Consider the following 16,002-nt stretch of genomic DNA (forward strand, 5'->3'; position numbering starts at 1 on the left):
GTCCATGGTCGACGCGGATGGGAGCCGGGTGATGAGCCTGTCCATGGTCGACGCGGATGGGAGCCGGGTGATGGGGCTGTTCACGGTCGACGCGGGGGGCCGGGGCCTGTGCGGGGTGGCCGAGTGGCTGTTCACGGTCGACGCGGGGGGCCGGCGGTTGTCGGGGGTGGCCGGGCGGTGAGTGTGTTCACGCTCGACGCCGCCGCGCGGGAGGCGGTGCTGGCCGGGGAGCTGGCGGCGCTGACCGAGCGGCACCGGCGGGCGTGCCCGCCCTATCGACGGATCCTCGACGCGATCGGCTCCCGTCCGCCCTACGAACGGGTGGTCGACCTGCCGTGGCTGCCGGTGCGGCTGTTCAAGACCCACGAGCTGCGCAGCGTCCCGTCCGAGGAGGTGTTCCGGGTCCTGACCTCCAGCGGCACCACCGGGCAGCGGCCGAGCCGGGTCTACCTCGACCGGGAGGCGGCCGCCGCGCAGCCGCGCATGCTGGCCGCGACCCTGCGGGCGGTGCTGGGCGAGCGGCGGCTGCCGATGCTGATCGTCGACGGCCGCTCGGTCGTCCGCGACCCGACGCTGAGCGCCCGGGGAGCCGGGGTGCTCGGGATGATGAACTTCGGCAGAGACCACACCTTCGTCCTCGACGAGCAGGGCGAGGTCGACGCGGAGGCCGTCAAGGCGTTCCTGGACCGCCACGGCGGCGAGCCGTTCCTGATCTTCGGATTCACGTTCATGGTCTGGCTCTACCTGCTCGGTCTGGGGGCCGACCTGTCCCGGGGGGTGCTGATCCACTCGGGCGGCTGGAAGCGGCTGGCCGAGCAGGCGGTCGACAACGACGGCTTCCGCCGGCGGCTGGCGGCCGAGTGCGGGCTGACCAGGGTGCACAACTTCTACGGCATGGTCGAGCAGATCGGCACGGTCTTCCTGGAGGGCCCCGACGGCGACGGGCTCTACTGCCCCGACTTCGCCGACGTCGTCGTCCGCGACCCCGGCACCTGGCGGGAGGTCCCGCCGGGCGTGCCGGGGCTGATCGAGGTGGTCAGCACCCTGCCCACCTCCTATCCCGGCCACGCGCTGCTGACGGAGGACCTGGGCATGGTGCACGGCGTCGACGACGGCCACTGGCCGGGCAAGCGGTTCACCGTACTGGGCAGGCTGCCGCGGGCCGAGGCGCGCGGCTGCAGCGACACGTTCGGGCAGGGCGGCCGATGACCGATCAATCGATCACCACCCGGATCCCGCGGGTGGGCGACGCGGCCGGGGTCGCGGTGCGCTTCCCGCCCGGCGCCTCGCCCGTCGGCGTCGAGGATCTGCTGGCGCAGTTGCGGCAGGGCGTCACCCTTGAGGTGGGCGACGAGCGGATGCGGGCGTTCCTGGCGGCGTTCGGCAAGCGGCTGCTGCGGCCCGCGCTGGCCCGCCGCCATCCCGAGCTGGGCTCGCTCGGGTTCTTCCTGCGGCCCAGCGAGCTGGCCCGCACCCTCGAAGGGCTGCGCACGTCCCACGTACGCGTGCCGCGCGGCCTGGTCTTCCACCTCCCGCCCGCGAACGTCGACACCGTCTTCGTCTACTCCTGGGCCCTGTCGGCCCTGATGGGCAACCGCAACGTCGTCCGCCTGTCGCCGCGCGCGGGGGCGGTGGCCGAGGTCATCATCGACACGCTGCGGGAGTCGCTGGCCGACGCCGATCCGGTGGTGGCGGCCACGCAGCGCATCGTGTCCTACGACCGGCGGGCCGAGGCGGTCACCGCCGGTCTGTCGGCGGCCTGCGACCTGCGGGTGATCTGGGGCGGCGACGACACCGTACGCGAGGTGCGCCGCCATCCGCTCGCGCCGCACGCCCGCGACCTGACCTTTCCCGACCGGTCGTCGTTCGCGGTGGTGAACGCGGCGGCCTGGCTGTGCGCGCCGCGCGCGGCCCGGGTGGCGGCGGCCGAGGGGTTCGTCAACGACAGCTACTGGTTCGACCAGGCCGCCTGCTCCTCCCCCCGGACGGTGTTCTGGGTGGGGGCCGACGGCGACTGCGAGGCGGCGCGGGGGGACTTCACCGAGCAGGTGTCGCGGGTGCTGGCCGGGCGCGGGTGGGACGTCGACGCGGCGATGGCGGTGGAGAAGCGGGTCTCGGTCTACGGGCTGGCCGCCGACGGGCTGGTGGACCTGATCGAGTTCCGGGGCAACGCGCTGGCCAACGTGACGCTGGCGGCGGCGGCCGCCATGCCCCGGCGGTGGCTGGGGGCGGGCACCTTCGCGCACGCGCGGGTGCGGACCCTGGCGGAGCTGATCCCGATGGTCGAGCGCAAGGACCAGACGTTGACGCACTTCGGGTTCTCGCTGGGTGAGCTGGAGGACCTGGCCCGGGGGCTCGCCGGACGCGGGGTCGATCGCATGGTGCCGGTGGGGAGCGCGCTGAGCTTCCACCGGGTGTGGGACGGGGTCGATCTGCCGGGCGAGTTCACGCGACTGGTGACCGTGGTCAGATGAGCCCTCATCGGACGAACCGGCCACGCAAGGGGCTGGCCCACCGATGACGACCGGGTTGGGGGCGGCTGCTTTGGGAGTTGGGGGATGACGGCTCTTCTGGTGGAGGGGGTGGGGGGTCGGCGAAGGCTTGGTGCTCGGGGGCGGGGGCCGGCGGGGTGGGTGCCGGCGGGGATCGTGCTCGGCGGGGCGGCGTGGGTGCTGCTGTGGTGCGGGGTTCCGGTGCGGGATCTGGTGGCCTTCGCCGCGTACGTCGGGCTCGGGGTGGCGCTGCCGGGGACGTTGCTGTGGCGGGCCCTGACGGGCGGCGGCCGATCGCCGGCCGAGGACGTGGCCGCCGGGCTGGCGCTCGGGTACGCCGTCGAGGTCCTGGTCTACATCCCCGCCCGCGCGGCGGGCCTGCCGCTGCTCGTGCTGGGCTGGCCGGTCGCCGTCGTGGGGGCGTTCCTCGCGGTGCCGCGGTTGCGGCGTCACTGGCGGGGCCGGGCGGAACGCGACCGTATGCCCTGGTGGTGCGCCTGGTCGCTGGCGGGGGTCGCCGGCTATCTGCTGGCCTTCTGCGCCCGGTCGCTCTACCGGGTGCCGATCACCGACGCGTACGTCGACATGCCCTACCACCTGGCCCTGCTGGGCGAGGTCAGGAACCACGTGCCGCCCACCGTGCCGTCGGTGCTGGGCGAGCGGCTGTCCTACCACTGGTTCGTCTACGCCGAGATGGCGGCCACGAGCTGGGCCACCGGGATCGAGCCGGTGACGCTGGTCTACCGGCTGTCCACGCTGCCGATGACGTTCGCGATGGTCGTGCTGGTGGCGGTGCTCGGGCGGCGGCTCGGCGGGCGGTGGGGGGCGGGGGTCGCGGCGGTCGGCGTCACGTACTTCCTGTTCGCCCCGGCGCTGCAGGAGGGTGTGGTGTTCACCTCGCGATCGATGTTCACCGCGTGGGCCAGCCCGACGCAGACGTTCGGCGCGTTGTTGTTCGCGCCCGTGGTGCTGGTGCTCACCGCCATGCGGCCGAGGGGGTGGGCGGCGGTAGCCGTGCTGCTGCTCGCGCTGACCGGGGCGAAGGCGACGTTCCTGCCGCTGCTGCTGGCCGGGTTGCTGTTCGTGCTGGTCGTGCGGTTGCCGGTGGAGCGGCGGCTGCGGCTGGAATGGGTGGTGCCGACGGCGATCACGTTCGGGTGCCTGCTGATCGCGCAGTTCGTGGTGTTCGGGCGGGGGGCGCAGGGGACGGTGGTGGCACCGTTCGCCACGATGCGCACGCTGTGGGGGGTGGTGGCGGACGTGCAGCCGCCCGCGCTGGCCGCCGAGCCGTGGGGGCCGGTGCTGGTGTTCGCCGGCGTCCACCTGTTCTGCCTGGTCTGCGTGTGGGGCGGCGTGGCGGGGTTGAAGGCGCGGCTGCTGGATCCCGCGGTGCTGCTGCCGGCCGGGATCGGGCTGGCGGGCATCGGCGCGATCATGGTGCTCGGCCATCCCTCCGACGCGCAGCTCTACTTCCTCGAAGGGGTGCGGCCGTACCTGTCGGTGGCGTCGGTGTGCGGGGTGGTGGCGGCCATGGACCGGCGGCGGGTGCCGTGGGCGGTGGTCGCGGGCCTGGCGGGGCTGGGGGCCGCGGTGGCCGTCGTGGCCGCGCGGCTGGAGCCGCCGGGCGAGACGCTGGTGCGGGTGATGGTGCCGTACCTGGTACTGGCGGGGGTGGCCGTGGTGGTGCTGGCGTTCCGGCGGAAGGGGTTCTCTCTGGCGGTGGTGGCCCTGCTGGCGGGATACGCCGTGCCGACCTCGCTGCGGGAGGTGGTCGTGCACGTCGCGCCCGAGTCGTGGGAGCGCGAGCGGCTGATCCCCGCCGGGGCGCTGGAGGCCGGACGGTGGCTGCGCGACCATTCCTCGCCCGACGACGTGGTGGCCACCGACCTCCACTGCCGCAACCCGGCGCCCCGCCGTACGTGCGACAGCAGGCACTTCTGGGTGTCAGGGTTCACCGAGCGCCGGGTGCTGGTCGAGGGCTGGGCGTACGCCGAGAGCACGCTGTCGCGCGCCGAGCTGTTCGTGACCCCCTACCTCCAGGTGCCGTTCGCCGACCAGGCCAGGCTGGCGGACAACGACGCGGCCTTCCGGGAGCCGTCGGCCGCGAACCTCCGCCGGCTCCAGCAGCAATACGGCGTCAAATGGCTGTTCACCGGCAATGATCCGGCGTTGGGGAAATACGCCGAACTGCGCTTCCGGAACGCCGACTCCTCCGTCTACGAGCTCACGACCGGGTAAAGCTTGTCCCCGTTCATGGAATGGTGACGAGAAACGGCACGCGCCCCGCTGGACGCCCCCAGCACCATTTCCGTGAACCTACCGCCACAAGCGATCAGGGAACTCTATGGACACGCGCGCCGCCATGGACCCGAGCCCCAACGTCCTGGACACCTCGGCCGGCCTGGCGACCGTCGACATCGTCATCCCCGTGCTCAACGAGGAGCGGGCGCTGCCGGGCTGCGTGCGCACGCTGGCCGGTTTCCTGGAGGCCAGATTCCCGCTCCCGTGGCGCATCACGGTCGTCGACAACGGCAGCACCGACGGCACCTGGTCCATCGCCACCGGCCTGGCCGCCGAGTACGACCGGGTGCACGCCCGCAGGCTCGACATCCGGGGCCGGGGGGCCGCGCTCAAGGCGGCCTGGCGGGAGAGCCCGGCCGACATCGTCGCCTACATGGACGTCGATCTGTCCACCGACCTCGGCGCGCTGTTCCCGCTGGTCGCGGCGGTGGCGAGCGGGCATTCCGAGATCGCCATCGGCACCCGGCTCGCGCACAGCGCCCGTACTCTGCGCTCGATCAGGCGCGAGGTGGTGTCGCGCAGCTACAACGCGCTGCTCCGGTACGGTTTCGGGGTCCGGTTCAGCGACGCGCAGTGCGGGTTCAAGGCGGCCAGGACCGACGTGGTCCGGCCGCTCATGGACAAGATCGAGGACGACGCGTGGTTCTTCGACACCGAGCTGCTGCTGCTGGCCGAGCACAATGGCCTGCGTGTGCACGAGGTGCCGGTCGACTGGATCGAGGACACCGACTCGCGCGTCCGCGTGGTCAGGACCGCGATCGACGATCTGAAGGGCCTGGCCAGGGTCGCCTGGTCGATGTCGACGGGCCGGGCCGAGGTCGAGGTGGCGCGTTCGGAGCTCACGCCGACGCATCCCGACGCGGTGGTCGCCCGGCCGAGGGCGGTGACGCTGGCGAAGTTCACCTCGTTCGCCGCGATCGGGGTGTTCTCCGTGCTTCTGTACGCGCTCATCTACCTGCCGTTGCGCGGGGTCTGGGCGCCGGCACCGGCCAATCTGGGCGCGCTCGTGCTCACCGGGTTCGTCAACACCGAGGCCAACCGGCGGTGGACGTTCAACCGGCTGGGCGGGCGGCGTACCGCGATGCACTTCAGGGCGGCGCTGCTGTTCCTGGCCAACTACCTCCTGACCACCTCCGCCGTGCTCGGGCTGCGCAGCGTGTCTCCCGGGGCCGGGCGGCTGATGGAGATGAGCGCGGTGGTCGCCACGTACGGACTGCTCACCCTCATCCGCTTCACCGCACTGGACCGCTGGGTCTTCTCCCGCACAAGGAATCAAGCACATGGAAACCACTGAAATCCGTCGGCTGCTCGACCTGGAGGACACCCACTGGTGGTACCGGGAACGCCGCGCGATCCTGCGCAGGGAGCTGCGCGGGCTGGGCCGTCCCGGGCGGGCCCTCGACGTCGGCGCGGCCGGCGGCGGGAACACCCGGGTGCTGGTCGAGGCGGGCTGGGACGCCACCGCGACGGACTACTGCGAGACGGCCGTCGAGGTCGCCAGGGAGCGCGGGCTCAAGGCCGTGCACGCCGACGCGCGGGCGCTGCCGTTCGAGACGTCGAGCATGGACCTGGTGACCGCCTTCGACGTGCTGGAACACATCCACGAGGACCATCTCGTCACCGAGGAGATCGCCCGGGTGCTGGCGCCCGGCGGGCACGCGCTGATCGCCGTCCCGTGCGACATGGCGCTGTGGTCGGCGCACGACGACGCCGTGGGCCACGTACGCCGCTACGGTCGCGACACGCTGACCGTCGTGGTGGAGAAGGCCGGGCTGAAGGTGGACCGGCTGTGGAGCTGGAACGTGCTGCTGCGCCCGCTCGTGGCCCGGCACCGGCGGCGGTCGCGGGGCAGCGACCTGCAGCGGACGCCCGCGGTGGTCAACGCGGGCCTGTCGATGGTGGTGCGGGCCGAACGCTACCTGCCGGTCAGGTCGCTGAAGGGCGTGACGCTGTTCCTGCGGGCCAGGCTGGGACGGTAACCGGGGGGCTGGGGGCCGCAGGGGCAGGTCTCAACTCGATGTCCGGGCGCGCGGGCGGGCCCGGATGGTTCTAGGCTGTCGCCTGTGGTGATTCACGCCCTTCTCGCGGCCACCCTGGCCCTGACCGCCACGCCCGCGGCCGCCGCCCCGAAGATCGACTGCGCCCGGCTCAAGTGCCTGGCGCTGACCTTCGACGACGGCCCGAGCGAGCACACGGCGACGCTGCTCAAGGTGCTCAAGAAGGAGGGGGCCAAGGCCACCTTCTTCCTCGTCGGCAAGCAGGTCGAGCGGCGTCCGGCGCTGGCTCGGCAGGAGGCCGCCGAGGGGCACGCGATCGGCGACCACACCTACTCGCACCCCTCACTGCCGACGCTGCGCGACGACGACATCCTCGAAGAGCTGCGCACCACGCAGGCCCTCATCGAGGACGCCACGGGTCGCCGGCCGAAGATGTTCCGCCCGCCCTACGGGCACACCGACGACCGCGTGTTGCGGATGGCCGACCAACAGGACCTCGCCGAGATCCTGTGGACGGGCACCACCCTCGACTGGAAGCTGCGCGACGCCAAGAAGATCAAGGCGACGGTGCTCAAGCTGGCCAAGCGCGACGGCGTCATCCTCATGCACGACACGGTCCCGCAGACCGTCAAGGCGATGCCTGAGATCGTCAAGGAGCTCAAGAAGCAGGGCTACACCCTCGTCACCGTCCCGACGCTGTTGCGCGGCAAGGGGCCGGAGTCCGGAGTGAGCTACTTCTGAGCACGCCTTCCTCCGAAGTGCTGGAACCATGGAAAGCGTCAGCGCCGCCGCCACACGTCCCAGGCCGTGGGTCGCCCTCGCGACCTTCCTGATCATTCAGGCGGTGCTCGCCTGCTGGTGGGCGGCCTTCTACCCCGGGCTGTTCAGCCGCGACTCGGTGCTCTACCTCAGCCACACGGTCGTCGGGCCGTGGGTGAGCGATCACTCGGTGGCCTACGACGCGCTGCTGTGGCTGAGCTTCACCAGGACCGGCGACCTCGGGGCGGTCACGTTCGCGCAGACCACGGCGATGGCGGGGGCGCTGACGTACCTGGCGCGGTCGCTCGGGGCGTTGGGGGCGCCGCGGTGGGCCACGACGCTGGTGGCGGTGCTGGCGCCGGTGACGCCGACGGTCGGGGCGTTCACGGTGACGCTGTGGAAGGACGTGCCGTTCACGATCTGCGCGATCATGATCGCGGGGGTCTGCGCGCGTATGGCCGCGCGCCGGCGGGTCTCCCTGGCCGGGCTCGGCGTGCTCATGACGTTGCTCGGGCTCTTCCGCGCGAACGGCTTCCTCGTCGTGGGCATCGCCGTCGTCGTCCTGCTGGTGGTCGTCACCACCAGGCGCGTACGCCTGGCGCTCGTCGGCACGGTGGCGGCCGCCGTTCCGCTGCTGCTGACGAACCTGCTGTTCCCGCGGTTCGGCATCACGCCCCCGTCCAGCACGTACGTCTACCACACGGCCTTCGCCGACGTGGCGGTGGCGTTCAGGGAGCGTCCTGAGCTGTTCACCGAGCAGGACAAGACGCTCATGACCTCGGTCGCGCCGCTGAGCAGGTGGTGGGAGGGCGGCACCTGCGCCACGGTCAACCTGCTCATCTGGCGGCGCGACTTCAGCTGGCAAGCCGCCGACGCGCACGCGAGCGAGCTGCTCGACCTGTGGAAACGGCTGCTGACCAGCGAGCCCGGGATGATCGTCGACGCCCGGTTGTGCCGGGGGGCGATCGCGTGGAGCCCGGTGCAGGATCCGTTCGTGGTCGGCGGGATGACGTACCGGTTCTCCCGGCGGCCCAGCGCCGACACGTACGTGGGGCCCGGCAAGGTGCCGGACTTCGCCGGCCGGGGGGTGTTCTCGCTCCGGCCGCTGTCGGCCGAGCTGAACCAGGTGGCCGAGCCGTGGCTGACGGGGGCGCTGGTCCCGGAGTGGGACTGGGTGTTGTGGCGGGGGGCCTCGTGGGCCTACCTGTCGTACGCGGCGGTGGCGCTGGGGGCGCTGGCCCTGCGCAACCGCTACGTGGTGGGGGTGGCGGCGGTCGTGGCCGGGCAGCAGCTCGCCGTGCTGGCCAACATCTCGGCGCAGGACTTCCGGTACATGGCCGCGCCGATCTTCGTCGGGCTGCTGCTGGTGCCGCTGCTCCTCGGCAGCGCCGGACGGCTGCTGCTCGCCGCGGCCCGGCGGGCGTGGCGGGCATTGCGGGCGTCGCGCCGTCCGGCCCCGCCCGCCGCGGAAGACGGCTAGGCCAGCCCCCGGCCGTCGGGCAGCCGGGTACGGCCGGGCAGCCGCACCACGGTGACGAAGAACTCGTCGATCTGCCGGATGACGGCCATGAACTGCTCAAGGTCCACGGGCTTGGTCACGTACGCGTTGGCGAACAGCTTGTAGCTGCGCAGGATGTCCTCCTCGGCCGAGGAGGTGGTCAGGACGACGACCGGGATCGCCCGCAGCTCCGGATCGCCCTTGATCTTCTCCAGCACCTGCCGCCCGTCGTACTTGGGCAGGTTGAGGTCGAGCAGGACGTGGTCGGGCCGGGGCGCGCCCACGTGCGCACCGCGCTGGTAGATGAAGTCGAGCGCCTCCAGGCCGTCGCGCACGACGTGGAGGTTGTTGCGGATCTTGTTGTCCTCGAACGCCTCGCGGGTGATGAGCTCGTCACCGGGATCGTCCTCCACCAGGAGCACTTCGATGGGCTGGACGGTCATTCGGGTGCTCCTTCGTCGGTGACGGCGGGCAGGGTGAAGCTGATCCGGGCTCCCTCGGTGTGGCCGGTGTCGAGCCAGATCGTACCGCCGTGGTTCTCCACGATCTTCTTGCACATCGCCAGGCCGATGCCGGTGCCGCTGTACGCCTCGCGGCTGTGCAGGCGCTGGAAGATGATGAAGATCTTATCGGCGAACTCGGCCTCCACGCCGATGCCGTTGTCGGTGACCGAGAACAGCCACTCCTTCTCCCGCTGCTCGCAGGTGATCCGGACGCGGGGGGCGCGGTCGGGGGCGCGGAACTTCAGGGCGTTGCCGACGAGGTTCTGCCAGAGCATGCCGAGCATCGTGGGGTCGCCGGTCACGTTCGGCAGCGGGTCGGGCCGTTCGATCTCGGCGCCGGTCTCCTCGATCACCGCCGACAGGTCCACCAGTGCCTTGTCGAGCGACTCCGCCAGCTCGACCGGCTTGCGGTCGTCGTACAGGCGGCCGACGCGGGAGAAGGTGAGCAGGTCGTTGATCAGGACCTGCATGCGGGTGGCGCCGTCGACGGCGAAGTGGATGTACTGGACGCCACGCTCGTCGAGCACGTCGCCGTAGCGCTTCTGGAGGAGCTGGCAGAACGTGGCGATCTTGCGCAGCGGCTCCTGGAGGTCGTGGGAGGCGACGTAGGCGAACTGCTCCAGCTCGGCGTTCGACCGCCGCAGCTCCTCGGCCTGGGCGTCGAGGCCGGCCGCCTGCTCGCGCAGCAGGACGTGCTGCTTGCGGAACTCTTCGAGAGCGAAGACGATCTTCGTACGCATCGACTCCACGTCCCGGGCGACCTCGCGGATGTCGGCCGGCCCGGTGGCGGGGATGGCCCGGTCGAAGTCGCCGGCGGCGATGTCGCGGGCGGCTTCGCGCAGCTCGTCGAGCGGACGGCCGATCGCCCACCGCAGCAGGACCGCCATCGCGATCCCGGCCAGCAGGAACAGGATCAGCATGACGACGAAGGCCAGGTTGCGGACCTGCTCGACCTGCGCCAGCTCCTCCTGGGCGCGCTGCCGGGTCTTGGCCATCCGGTCGTCCTGCCGGTCGAGCAGCGCTCTGATCTGGTCGAAGGCGTGCTTGCCGCTCTCGATGCGGCTCGCGGAGATGACGCCGTCGGCCCGCTTGTCGGCGGTGAGCGGCTCGGCGTAGTCGCGCCGCCAGGCGGTCGCCGCGTCGCTGATCGCCTGCAGCTCGCTCCTCAGCTCCGGACGGTCGCCGATGAGCGCGGCGATGCGTTCGCGGCTGTGCCGCTCGGCCTCCACGCCCGCCGTGTACGGCTCAAGGAAGTCCTCGTTGCCGGTCAGCAGGAAGCCGCGTACGCCGGTCTCCTGGTCGATGAGCGTGCTGCGCAACTGGGCGGCCTCGATCCTGGCCGGCGAGATGCGCAGGATGACCTGGTCCGACAGCCGCGCGGTGCGGTCGAGCATCACGGTGGCGACCACGACGCAGGTGACGACCAGGACCGACACGGCCGCGATCATCAGCACGAACCAGCCGTGGACGGTCAGCCGCCGCCAGCCCTGCTCGCCCGTTCGCGTACAGGAAACCTTCTGCACTGCCTGCCTCTCCAGCACGGGCGCCTGTCCGCTCACGATTCGTCTTTCCAGCGCAGGTGCACGACGGCGACGTCGTCGGCCGTCGCGTCGTGGACGGAGGCCGCCTCGACGTCGGCGAGGATCGCGTCGAGCAGTTCCTCGCTGCCGAGGCCGGTCCACCGGTGGGACAGCTCCAGCAGGCCCTCCTCGCCCAGCCACCGCGGCGCCTCCCCCGGCAGCCGGCGCTCGAAGAGGCCGTCGGTGTAGAGCGTCACGCCGCCGCCCTCGGGCAGCTCCAGCAGGTCCTCCTCCCACTCGGCCTCGATGGGCAGGCCGAGCGCGGGCCCCTGCCGCGGGTCGGCGAGGAGCACCGAGTCTGGCGTGTGCAGCAGCAGGCCGGGATGCCCGGCGCGCCAGACGCGCATGGTGTGCCGGTCGGGCTCCAGGACGACCGTGGACATCGTGACGAAGATCTCCGAGCCGGCCCGTTCGGCCGTGAGGATGCGTTCGAGCTGGCGCAGCAGAGCGACGCCGGTCACGCCGTTGAGCACCAGCGCCCGCCAGGCGATGCGCAGGCAGACGCCGAGCGCGGCCTCGTCCGGCCCGTGGCCGCACACGTCGCCGATCATCGCGTGCACGACCTTGTCGTCGGTCTCGACGACGTCGAAGAAGTCGCCGCCGAGCGTGGACGAGCCGCGGCTGGCCCGGTAGCGGGAGGCGACCTCCAGCGGCATCTGCTGCAACAGCGGCGTCGGCAGCAGGCCGCGCTCCAGGCGGGCGTTCTCCTTGGCGCGCACGCGCTCGGTGTGCAATGCCACGACCGCCTGCTCGGCCTGCTTGCGCTGCATGGCGTAGCGCAGGGTGCGGCCCAGCCATTCGGCCTCGACCCGGCCTTTGACCAGGTAGTCCTGGGCTCCGGCGGTCACCGCGGCGAGGCCCGCGCCCTCCTCGGCCAGGCCGGTCAGCACGACGACCGCGGCGTCCCCGGCCTCCTCCAGCACCGATGACAACGCGGAGAACTCGTAGGAGTCGGGCAGGCCGAGGTCGAGCAGCACACACTGGGGGCGCAGCCGGGCCAGCGCCCTGCGCGCCTCATCCACCGAACGCGCCCACTCCAGCCGCACGGCGAGGCCGCTGTCCTCCAGCAGCGCCTGGACGATCAGCGCATCCTGCGGATCGTCTTCCACGAGCAACACCAACGGCTGCCGGTCATCCTCACTCGCATGGGCCATGTTGGCAATTGCACCCTTCGTCACCGGCACCGAGCTCTAGCGAATCGACGCCTCAGGTGCCCCACTGCCCACTACGGCCAAGAATTGGCCCAAACTCACCGACTTTTCCCAGAAAACTTTCCGGTATGCGTCCACAGGGTGAGCCATCTTCACGAGCCATGATCCGGCGGGCACGGCGAATCGACCTCTTTCCACCATAACCAATGCTCTGACCTGCATTAACCGCTCTTGGCCGGACATGCGAACGGTCCGGACCGAAGCCGGCCCGGACCGTTCAGCACAAAGGCGTCACTCCCACTCGATGGTGCCCGGGGGCTTGCTCGTCACGTCGACGACCACCCGGTTGACCTCGCGTACCTCGTTGGTGATGCGGGTGGAGATGCGCGACAGGACGTCGTAGGGCACCCGCGCCCAGTCGGCCGTCATCGCGTCCTCGGACGTCACGGGCCGCAGCACGACCGGGTGGCCGTAGGTGCGGCCGTCGCCCTGGACGCCCACCGAGCGGACGTCGGCCAGCAGCACCACCGGGCACTGCCAGATCTGCCGGTCGAGGCCGGCGCGGGAGAGCTCTTCGCGGGCGATGGCGTCGGCCTCGCGCAGCAGCGCCAGCCGGTCGCGGGTGACCTCGCCGACGATGCGGATGCCGAGCCCGGGGCCGGGGAACGGCTGCCGCCAGACCATGGCGGGCGGCAGGCCCAGCTCTTCGCCGGCCCTGCGGACCTCGTCCTTGAACAGCGCGCGCAGCGGCTCGACCAGCTTGAACTGGAGGTCTTCGGGCAGGCCGCCGACGTTGTGGTGGGACTTGATGTTGGCGGTGCCCGTGCCGCCGCCGGACTCGACGACGTCGGGGTAGAGGGTGCCCTGGACCAGGAACTCGACCGGGCCGTCGGCCATGATGGCGCGCTGCTCGTCCTCGAAGACGCGGATGAACTCGCGGCCGATGATCTTCCGCTTCTCCTCCGGGTCGGTGACGCCCTCCAGAGCCTTCAGGAAGCGGTCGGAGGCGTCGACGACGCGCAGCTTGACGCCCGTGACGGCCACGAAGTCGCGCTCGACCTGCTCGGCCTCGCCCTTGCGCAGCAGGCCGTGGTCGACGAAGACGCAGGTCAGCCGGTCGCCGATGGCCCGCTGGACGATCGCGGCGGCCACCGCGGAGTCGACGCCGCCTGACAGCGCGCAGATGGCGCGGCCGTCGCCGACCTGGCGGCGCACGGACTCGACGGAGTCCTCGACGATGTTGAGCATCGTCCACGACGGACGGCAGCCGGCCGCGTCGAGGAAGTGCTTGAGCACGGTCTGACCGTGCTCGGAGTGGAGCACCTCGGGGTGGAACTGCACGCCGTAGAGGCCGCGCTCGGGGTGCTCGAAGGCGGCGACCGGAGTCTCGCTCGTGGAGGCGGTGACCGCGAAGCCCTCGGGGGCCGCGGCCACGCTGTCGCCGTGGGACATCCAGACCGTCTGCGCGGCGGGCAGCCCCTGGAAGATGACGCCCTCGTCGAGCACCGTGAGCGCGGTGCCGCCGTACTCGGCGACGCCCGTGCGGGCGACCTCGCCGCCCAGCGCCTGGGCCATGGCCTGGAAGCCGTAGCAGATGCCGAACGTGGGCACACCGGTCGAGAACAGGCCATGCGGCACGGGCGGCGCGCCATCGGCGTAGACCGAGGACGGCCCGCCGGACAGGATGATCGCCTTGGGCTTCTTGGCCATCATCTCCTCGACGGGCATCGTCGAGGGCACGATCTCGGAGTAGACGTGGCACTCGCGCACCCGCCTGGCGATGAGCTGCGCGTACTGTGCGCCGAAGTCGACCACCAGCACTGTGTCGAATTCAGACACCGTGAGAACCCCCCAAAGGCGAAATGCGGTGCCTTCATTGTATCGGCCTCGGGTATTACGCCTGGCCTCACACCCTCACTCGTGCTAACACAGAACGGTGGATCTTGTCTGGCCGGCCTTGGCGTGGGCCCTGTGGGTCGCCGCGCTGGCCGCCGCGTTCGGGTTGACGACGCGCCGGGCCGCCTCGCCGCAGGCCGCCCCCGCTCCCCTGGCGCCGCCCTCCGTCGTCGAGCTCTTACGCGGGCTGCGGGCCGGCGAGGTCTTCCACGCCACGGTCTTCGACCTGGCCAGGCGCGGGTTCCTGACGATCAGGGACGACCGGCTCATGCTCTCCCCGAACGGCGAGGGGCAGCTGTGGCCGTACGAGCGATGGGTGCTCGACCGGGTGGCCGCGCGGATGGCGGGAGCGCCGCAGGCGCCGGTCGTCGCCGTGATGCCGGACAGCGGCGACCTCGACGCCGAGTTCGTGCCCCTGGTACGGCAGAGCGCCATCGACCTCGGGCTGGCGCGGCGGCGCTGGCAGAGCATGCTCGTGCCGCTGCTGCTGGCCGCCGGGCTCGCCGTGCCCTGGTACGTCACCATCTCCCAGGCGGGAGTGTCCTGGCCCGGCTGGATCGCCACGGCGGGGGCGTTCGTGGCCGGGGCCGCGCTGCTGCTGGGCGGGCGCGGGTTCCTGCTGACGCCGCTCGGCCGCCAGGTCGCCGGGCCCGAGCCCGCGCCGGTGGACCCGCGACAGGAGTGGATCTTCACCGGCGACGGGTGGCGCGGCGTCCTGGTCGAGCCCGCTCCCCGCGACGGCGACGCGCCCAAGCGGCGGGAGGTCGAGGGGCGGGTGGTCAAGCGCTGGATCGTGACCGAGCACCGCGACGACCTGTCCTCCTCGCGCACCTGTTACGTGGCGGTGCACGACGGCACGTCGGAGCGGGCGCCGGCGTACCGGGCCAAGGAGCGCTTCTACCAGGACGTGCTGCCGGGCGACTTCGTCCGGCTGCTGGTCAATCCCCGTCGCGGGAGCGTGGTGAGCGTGCTGGCCCACGAGCGGCGCTGGTAGCGCCGGGCAGGTCGCCGGCGAGCAGGAGCTCGGTCTGCCTGCGCAGGCGCTCGCCGAACTCGGGGTGGGTCAGCACGAGGAAACGTTCCTCGTGGATGGCCCGGACGACCAGCCCGGCGACCTCGGCGGGCTCGACGCCGCGCGCCATGGCCGCCGCGACGGCCGCGCGCGCGGCCGACTCGTCGTCCGTCGGGGTGGTGACCAGGCCGGCCGGGCGGGAGCGGTCGGAGTCGTCGATGCGCGTCCTGACCGCGCCCGGGCAGAGCGCGGTCACGCGGAGCTTGGAGCCCACGGTGGCGAGGTCCTGGGCGAGCGACTGCGAGGCGGCCAGCGCGGCGTACTTGGTGATCGCGTAGCCGCCCGCGCCCGGCGCGGCGAGCAGCCCGGCCACGGACACGGTGTTGACGATGTGCCCCTCGGTGTCCTGCCGCATCATGCGCGGCACGAACGCGTGCACGCCGTGCAGCACGCCCCACAGGTTGACGCCGAGCAGCCAGGAGAAGTCCTCGGCGGTCCTGGTCCACATGTGGCCGCCCTGGTAGACGCCGGCGTTGTTGCAGAGCACGTGCACCGCGCCCAGCTCGCCGAAGCTCCGGTCGGCCAGGTGCTGCACGGCCGCCGCGTCGGAGACGTCGGTGATCTGCGTGAGCACCCCGCCCGGCCCGGCGGACGCCTTCTCCGCGAGCGCGGCCGTCCCGGCCAGCCCGCCGGGATCGACGTCGGCCAGCATCAACGCCATGCCCTCGGCGGCGAACCGGACGGCCAGGGCCCTGCCGATGCCGCTGGCCGCGCCCGTCACCACCGCGACCCTGCCGGACAGTTCACGCACCG

General features: G+C 72.0%; 14 protein-coding genes. 9 read left to right on the plus strand and 5 right to left on the minus strand.

All coding sequences use genetic code 11. From position 1 onward, the window contains the following. The first annotated feature begins 4 nt into the window (after positions 1 to 4). From ACIHAD_RS04465 to ACIHAD_RS04500, 8 genes are all read left to right on the plus strand, one after another. The gene (locus tag ACIHAD_RS04465) at positions 5 to 181 is read left to right on the plus strand and encodes a hypothetical protein (RefSeq protein WP_397352923.1); all 177 of its coding nucleotides are present in this window, start codon (positions 5 to 7) and stop codon (positions 179 to 181) included. After that, a complete protein-coding gene (locus tag ACIHAD_RS04470; RefSeq protein WP_397352925.1) occupies positions 178 to 1,209 on the plus strand; it encodes an acyl-protein synthetase in 1,032 nt (343 codons plus the stop codon). The genes ACIHAD_RS04465 and ACIHAD_RS04470 overlap by 4 nt, the downstream gene beginning before the upstream one ends. Next, entirely contained in the window at positions 1,206 to 2,474 is a 1,269-nt protein-coding gene (locus ACIHAD_RS04475; protein WP_397352926.1) for an acyl-CoA reductase, read from the plus strand. The genes ACIHAD_RS04470 and ACIHAD_RS04475 overlap by 4 nt, the downstream gene beginning before the upstream one ends. 159 nt (positions 2,475 to 2,633) lie before the next feature. Beyond that, positions 2,634 to 4,730: a hypothetical protein gene (locus tag ACIHAD_RS04480; RefSeq protein WP_397352927.1), complete on the plus strand. Its 2,097-nt coding sequence runs from the start codon at positions 2,634 to 2,636 to the stop codon at positions 4,728 to 4,730. Positions 4,731 to 4,836: 106 nt separating this feature from the next. Further along, positions 4,837 to 6,087 (plus strand): glycosyltransferase, encoded by a 1,251-nt coding sequence (locus tag ACIHAD_RS04485; protein ID WP_397352928.1) that lies wholly within the window; start codon positions 4,837 to 4,839, stop codon positions 6,085 to 6,087. Then, entirely contained in the window at positions 6,074 to 6,772 is a 699-nt protein-coding gene (locus tag ACIHAD_RS04490) for a class I SAM-dependent methyltransferase (RefSeq protein WP_397352929.1), read from the plus strand. The genes ACIHAD_RS04485 and ACIHAD_RS04490 overlap by 14 nt, the downstream gene beginning before the upstream one ends. Before the next feature lie 84 nt (positions 6,773 to 6,856). Beyond that, on the plus strand, positions 6,857 to 7,531 hold the full coding sequence (locus ACIHAD_RS04495) for a polysaccharide deacetylase family protein (RefSeq protein ID WP_397352930.1): 675 nt from the start codon (positions 6,857 to 6,859) through the stop codon (positions 7,529 to 7,531). Between the two features lie 28 nt (positions 7,532 to 7,559). Next, positions 7,560 to 9,029: a hypothetical protein gene (locus ACIHAD_RS04500; RefSeq protein ID WP_397352931.1), complete on the plus strand. Its 1,470-nt coding sequence runs from the start codon at positions 7,560 to 7,562 to the stop codon at positions 9,027 to 9,029. Here the strand turns inward: ACIHAD_RS04500 and ACIHAD_RS04505 are convergent. The 4 genes from ACIHAD_RS04505 to guaA all read right to left on the minus strand — a co-directional run bounded on the left by ACIHAD_RS04505 (position 9,026) and on the right by guaA (position 14,120). Next, positions 9,026 to 9,490 carry a response regulator gene (locus tag ACIHAD_RS04505; protein WP_397352932.1) on the minus strand — a complete coding sequence of 155 codons (465 nt, stop codon included), beginning with the start codon at positions 9,488 to 9,490 and terminating at the stop codon, positions 9,026 to 9,028. The two genes, ACIHAD_RS04500 and ACIHAD_RS04505, sit on opposite strands and share 4 nt — an antisense overlap. Continuing rightward, positions 9,487 to 11,109, minus strand: coding sequence for a CHASE3 domain-containing protein (locus ACIHAD_RS04510; protein ID WP_397352933.1), 1,623 nt, complete (start codon positions 11,107 to 11,109; stop codon positions 9,487 to 9,489). The genes ACIHAD_RS04505 and ACIHAD_RS04510 overlap by 4 nt, the downstream gene beginning before the upstream one ends. Further along, positions 11,106 to 12,239: a PP2C family protein-serine/threonine phosphatase gene (locus ACIHAD_RS04515; protein WP_397352934.1), complete on the minus strand. Its 1,134-nt coding sequence runs from the start codon at positions 12,237 to 12,239 to the stop codon at positions 11,106 to 11,108. Before ACIHAD_RS04515 ends, ACIHAD_RS04510 begins: the two co-directional genes overlap by 4 nt. Positions 12,240 to 12,572: 333 nt before the next feature. After that, a complete protein-coding gene (gene guaA / locus ACIHAD_RS04520) occupies positions 12,573 to 14,120 on the minus strand; it encodes a glutamine-hydrolyzing GMP synthase (RefSeq protein WP_397352935.1) in 1,548 nt (515 codons plus the stop codon). Between the two features lie 97 nt (positions 14,121 to 14,217). Between guaA and ACIHAD_RS04525 the strand changes: the two genes are divergently transcribed. Further along, complete coding sequence (locus tag ACIHAD_RS04525) at positions 14,218 to 15,171, plus strand: hypothetical protein (protein ID WP_397352936.1); 954 nt, start codon at positions 14,218 to 14,220, stop codon at positions 15,169 to 15,171. Here ACIHAD_RS04525 and ACIHAD_RS04530 read toward each other — a convergent pair. Continuing rightward, entirely contained in the window at positions 15,116 to 16,000 is an 885-nt protein-coding gene (locus tag ACIHAD_RS04530) for an SDR family NAD(P)-dependent oxidoreductase (protein WP_397352937.1), read from the minus strand. The genes ACIHAD_RS04525 and ACIHAD_RS04530 overlap by 56 nt on opposite strands. Positions 16,001 to 16,002: the final 2 nt, after the last annotated feature.

This window comes from Nonomuraea sp. NPDC052265 (assembly GCF_044547985.1).
Classification (GTDB): Bacteria; Actinomycetota; Actinomycetes; order Streptosporangiales; family Streptosporangiaceae; genus Nonomuraea.

Excerpts from the sequence above, each read along its gene's own strand:
- ACIHAD_RS04475 (WP_397352926.1), top strand. The coding sequence starts at position 1,206 with ATGACCGATCAATCGATCACCACCCGGATCCCGCGGGTGGGCGACGCG.
- ACIHAD_RS04505 (WP_397352932.1), bottom strand. The coding sequence starts at position 9,490 with ATGACCGTCCAGCCCATCGAAGTGCTCCTGGTGGAGGACGATCCCGGT.
- ACIHAD_RS04465 (WP_397352923.1), top strand. The coding sequence starts at position 5 with ATGGTCGACGCGGATGGGAGCCGGGTGATGAGCCTGTCCATGGTCGAC.
- ACIHAD_RS04500 (WP_397352931.1), top strand. The coding sequence starts at position 7,560 with ATGGAAAGCGTCAGCGCCGCCGCCACACGTCCCAGGCCGTGGGTCGCC.
- ACIHAD_RS04485 (WP_397352928.1), top strand. The coding sequence starts at position 4,837 with ATGGACACGCGCGCCGCCATGGACCCGAGCCCCAACGTCCTGGACACC.
- ACIHAD_RS04490 (WP_397352929.1), top strand. The coding sequence starts at position 6,074 with ATGGAAACCACTGAAATCCGTCGGCTGCTCGACCTGGAGGACACCCAC.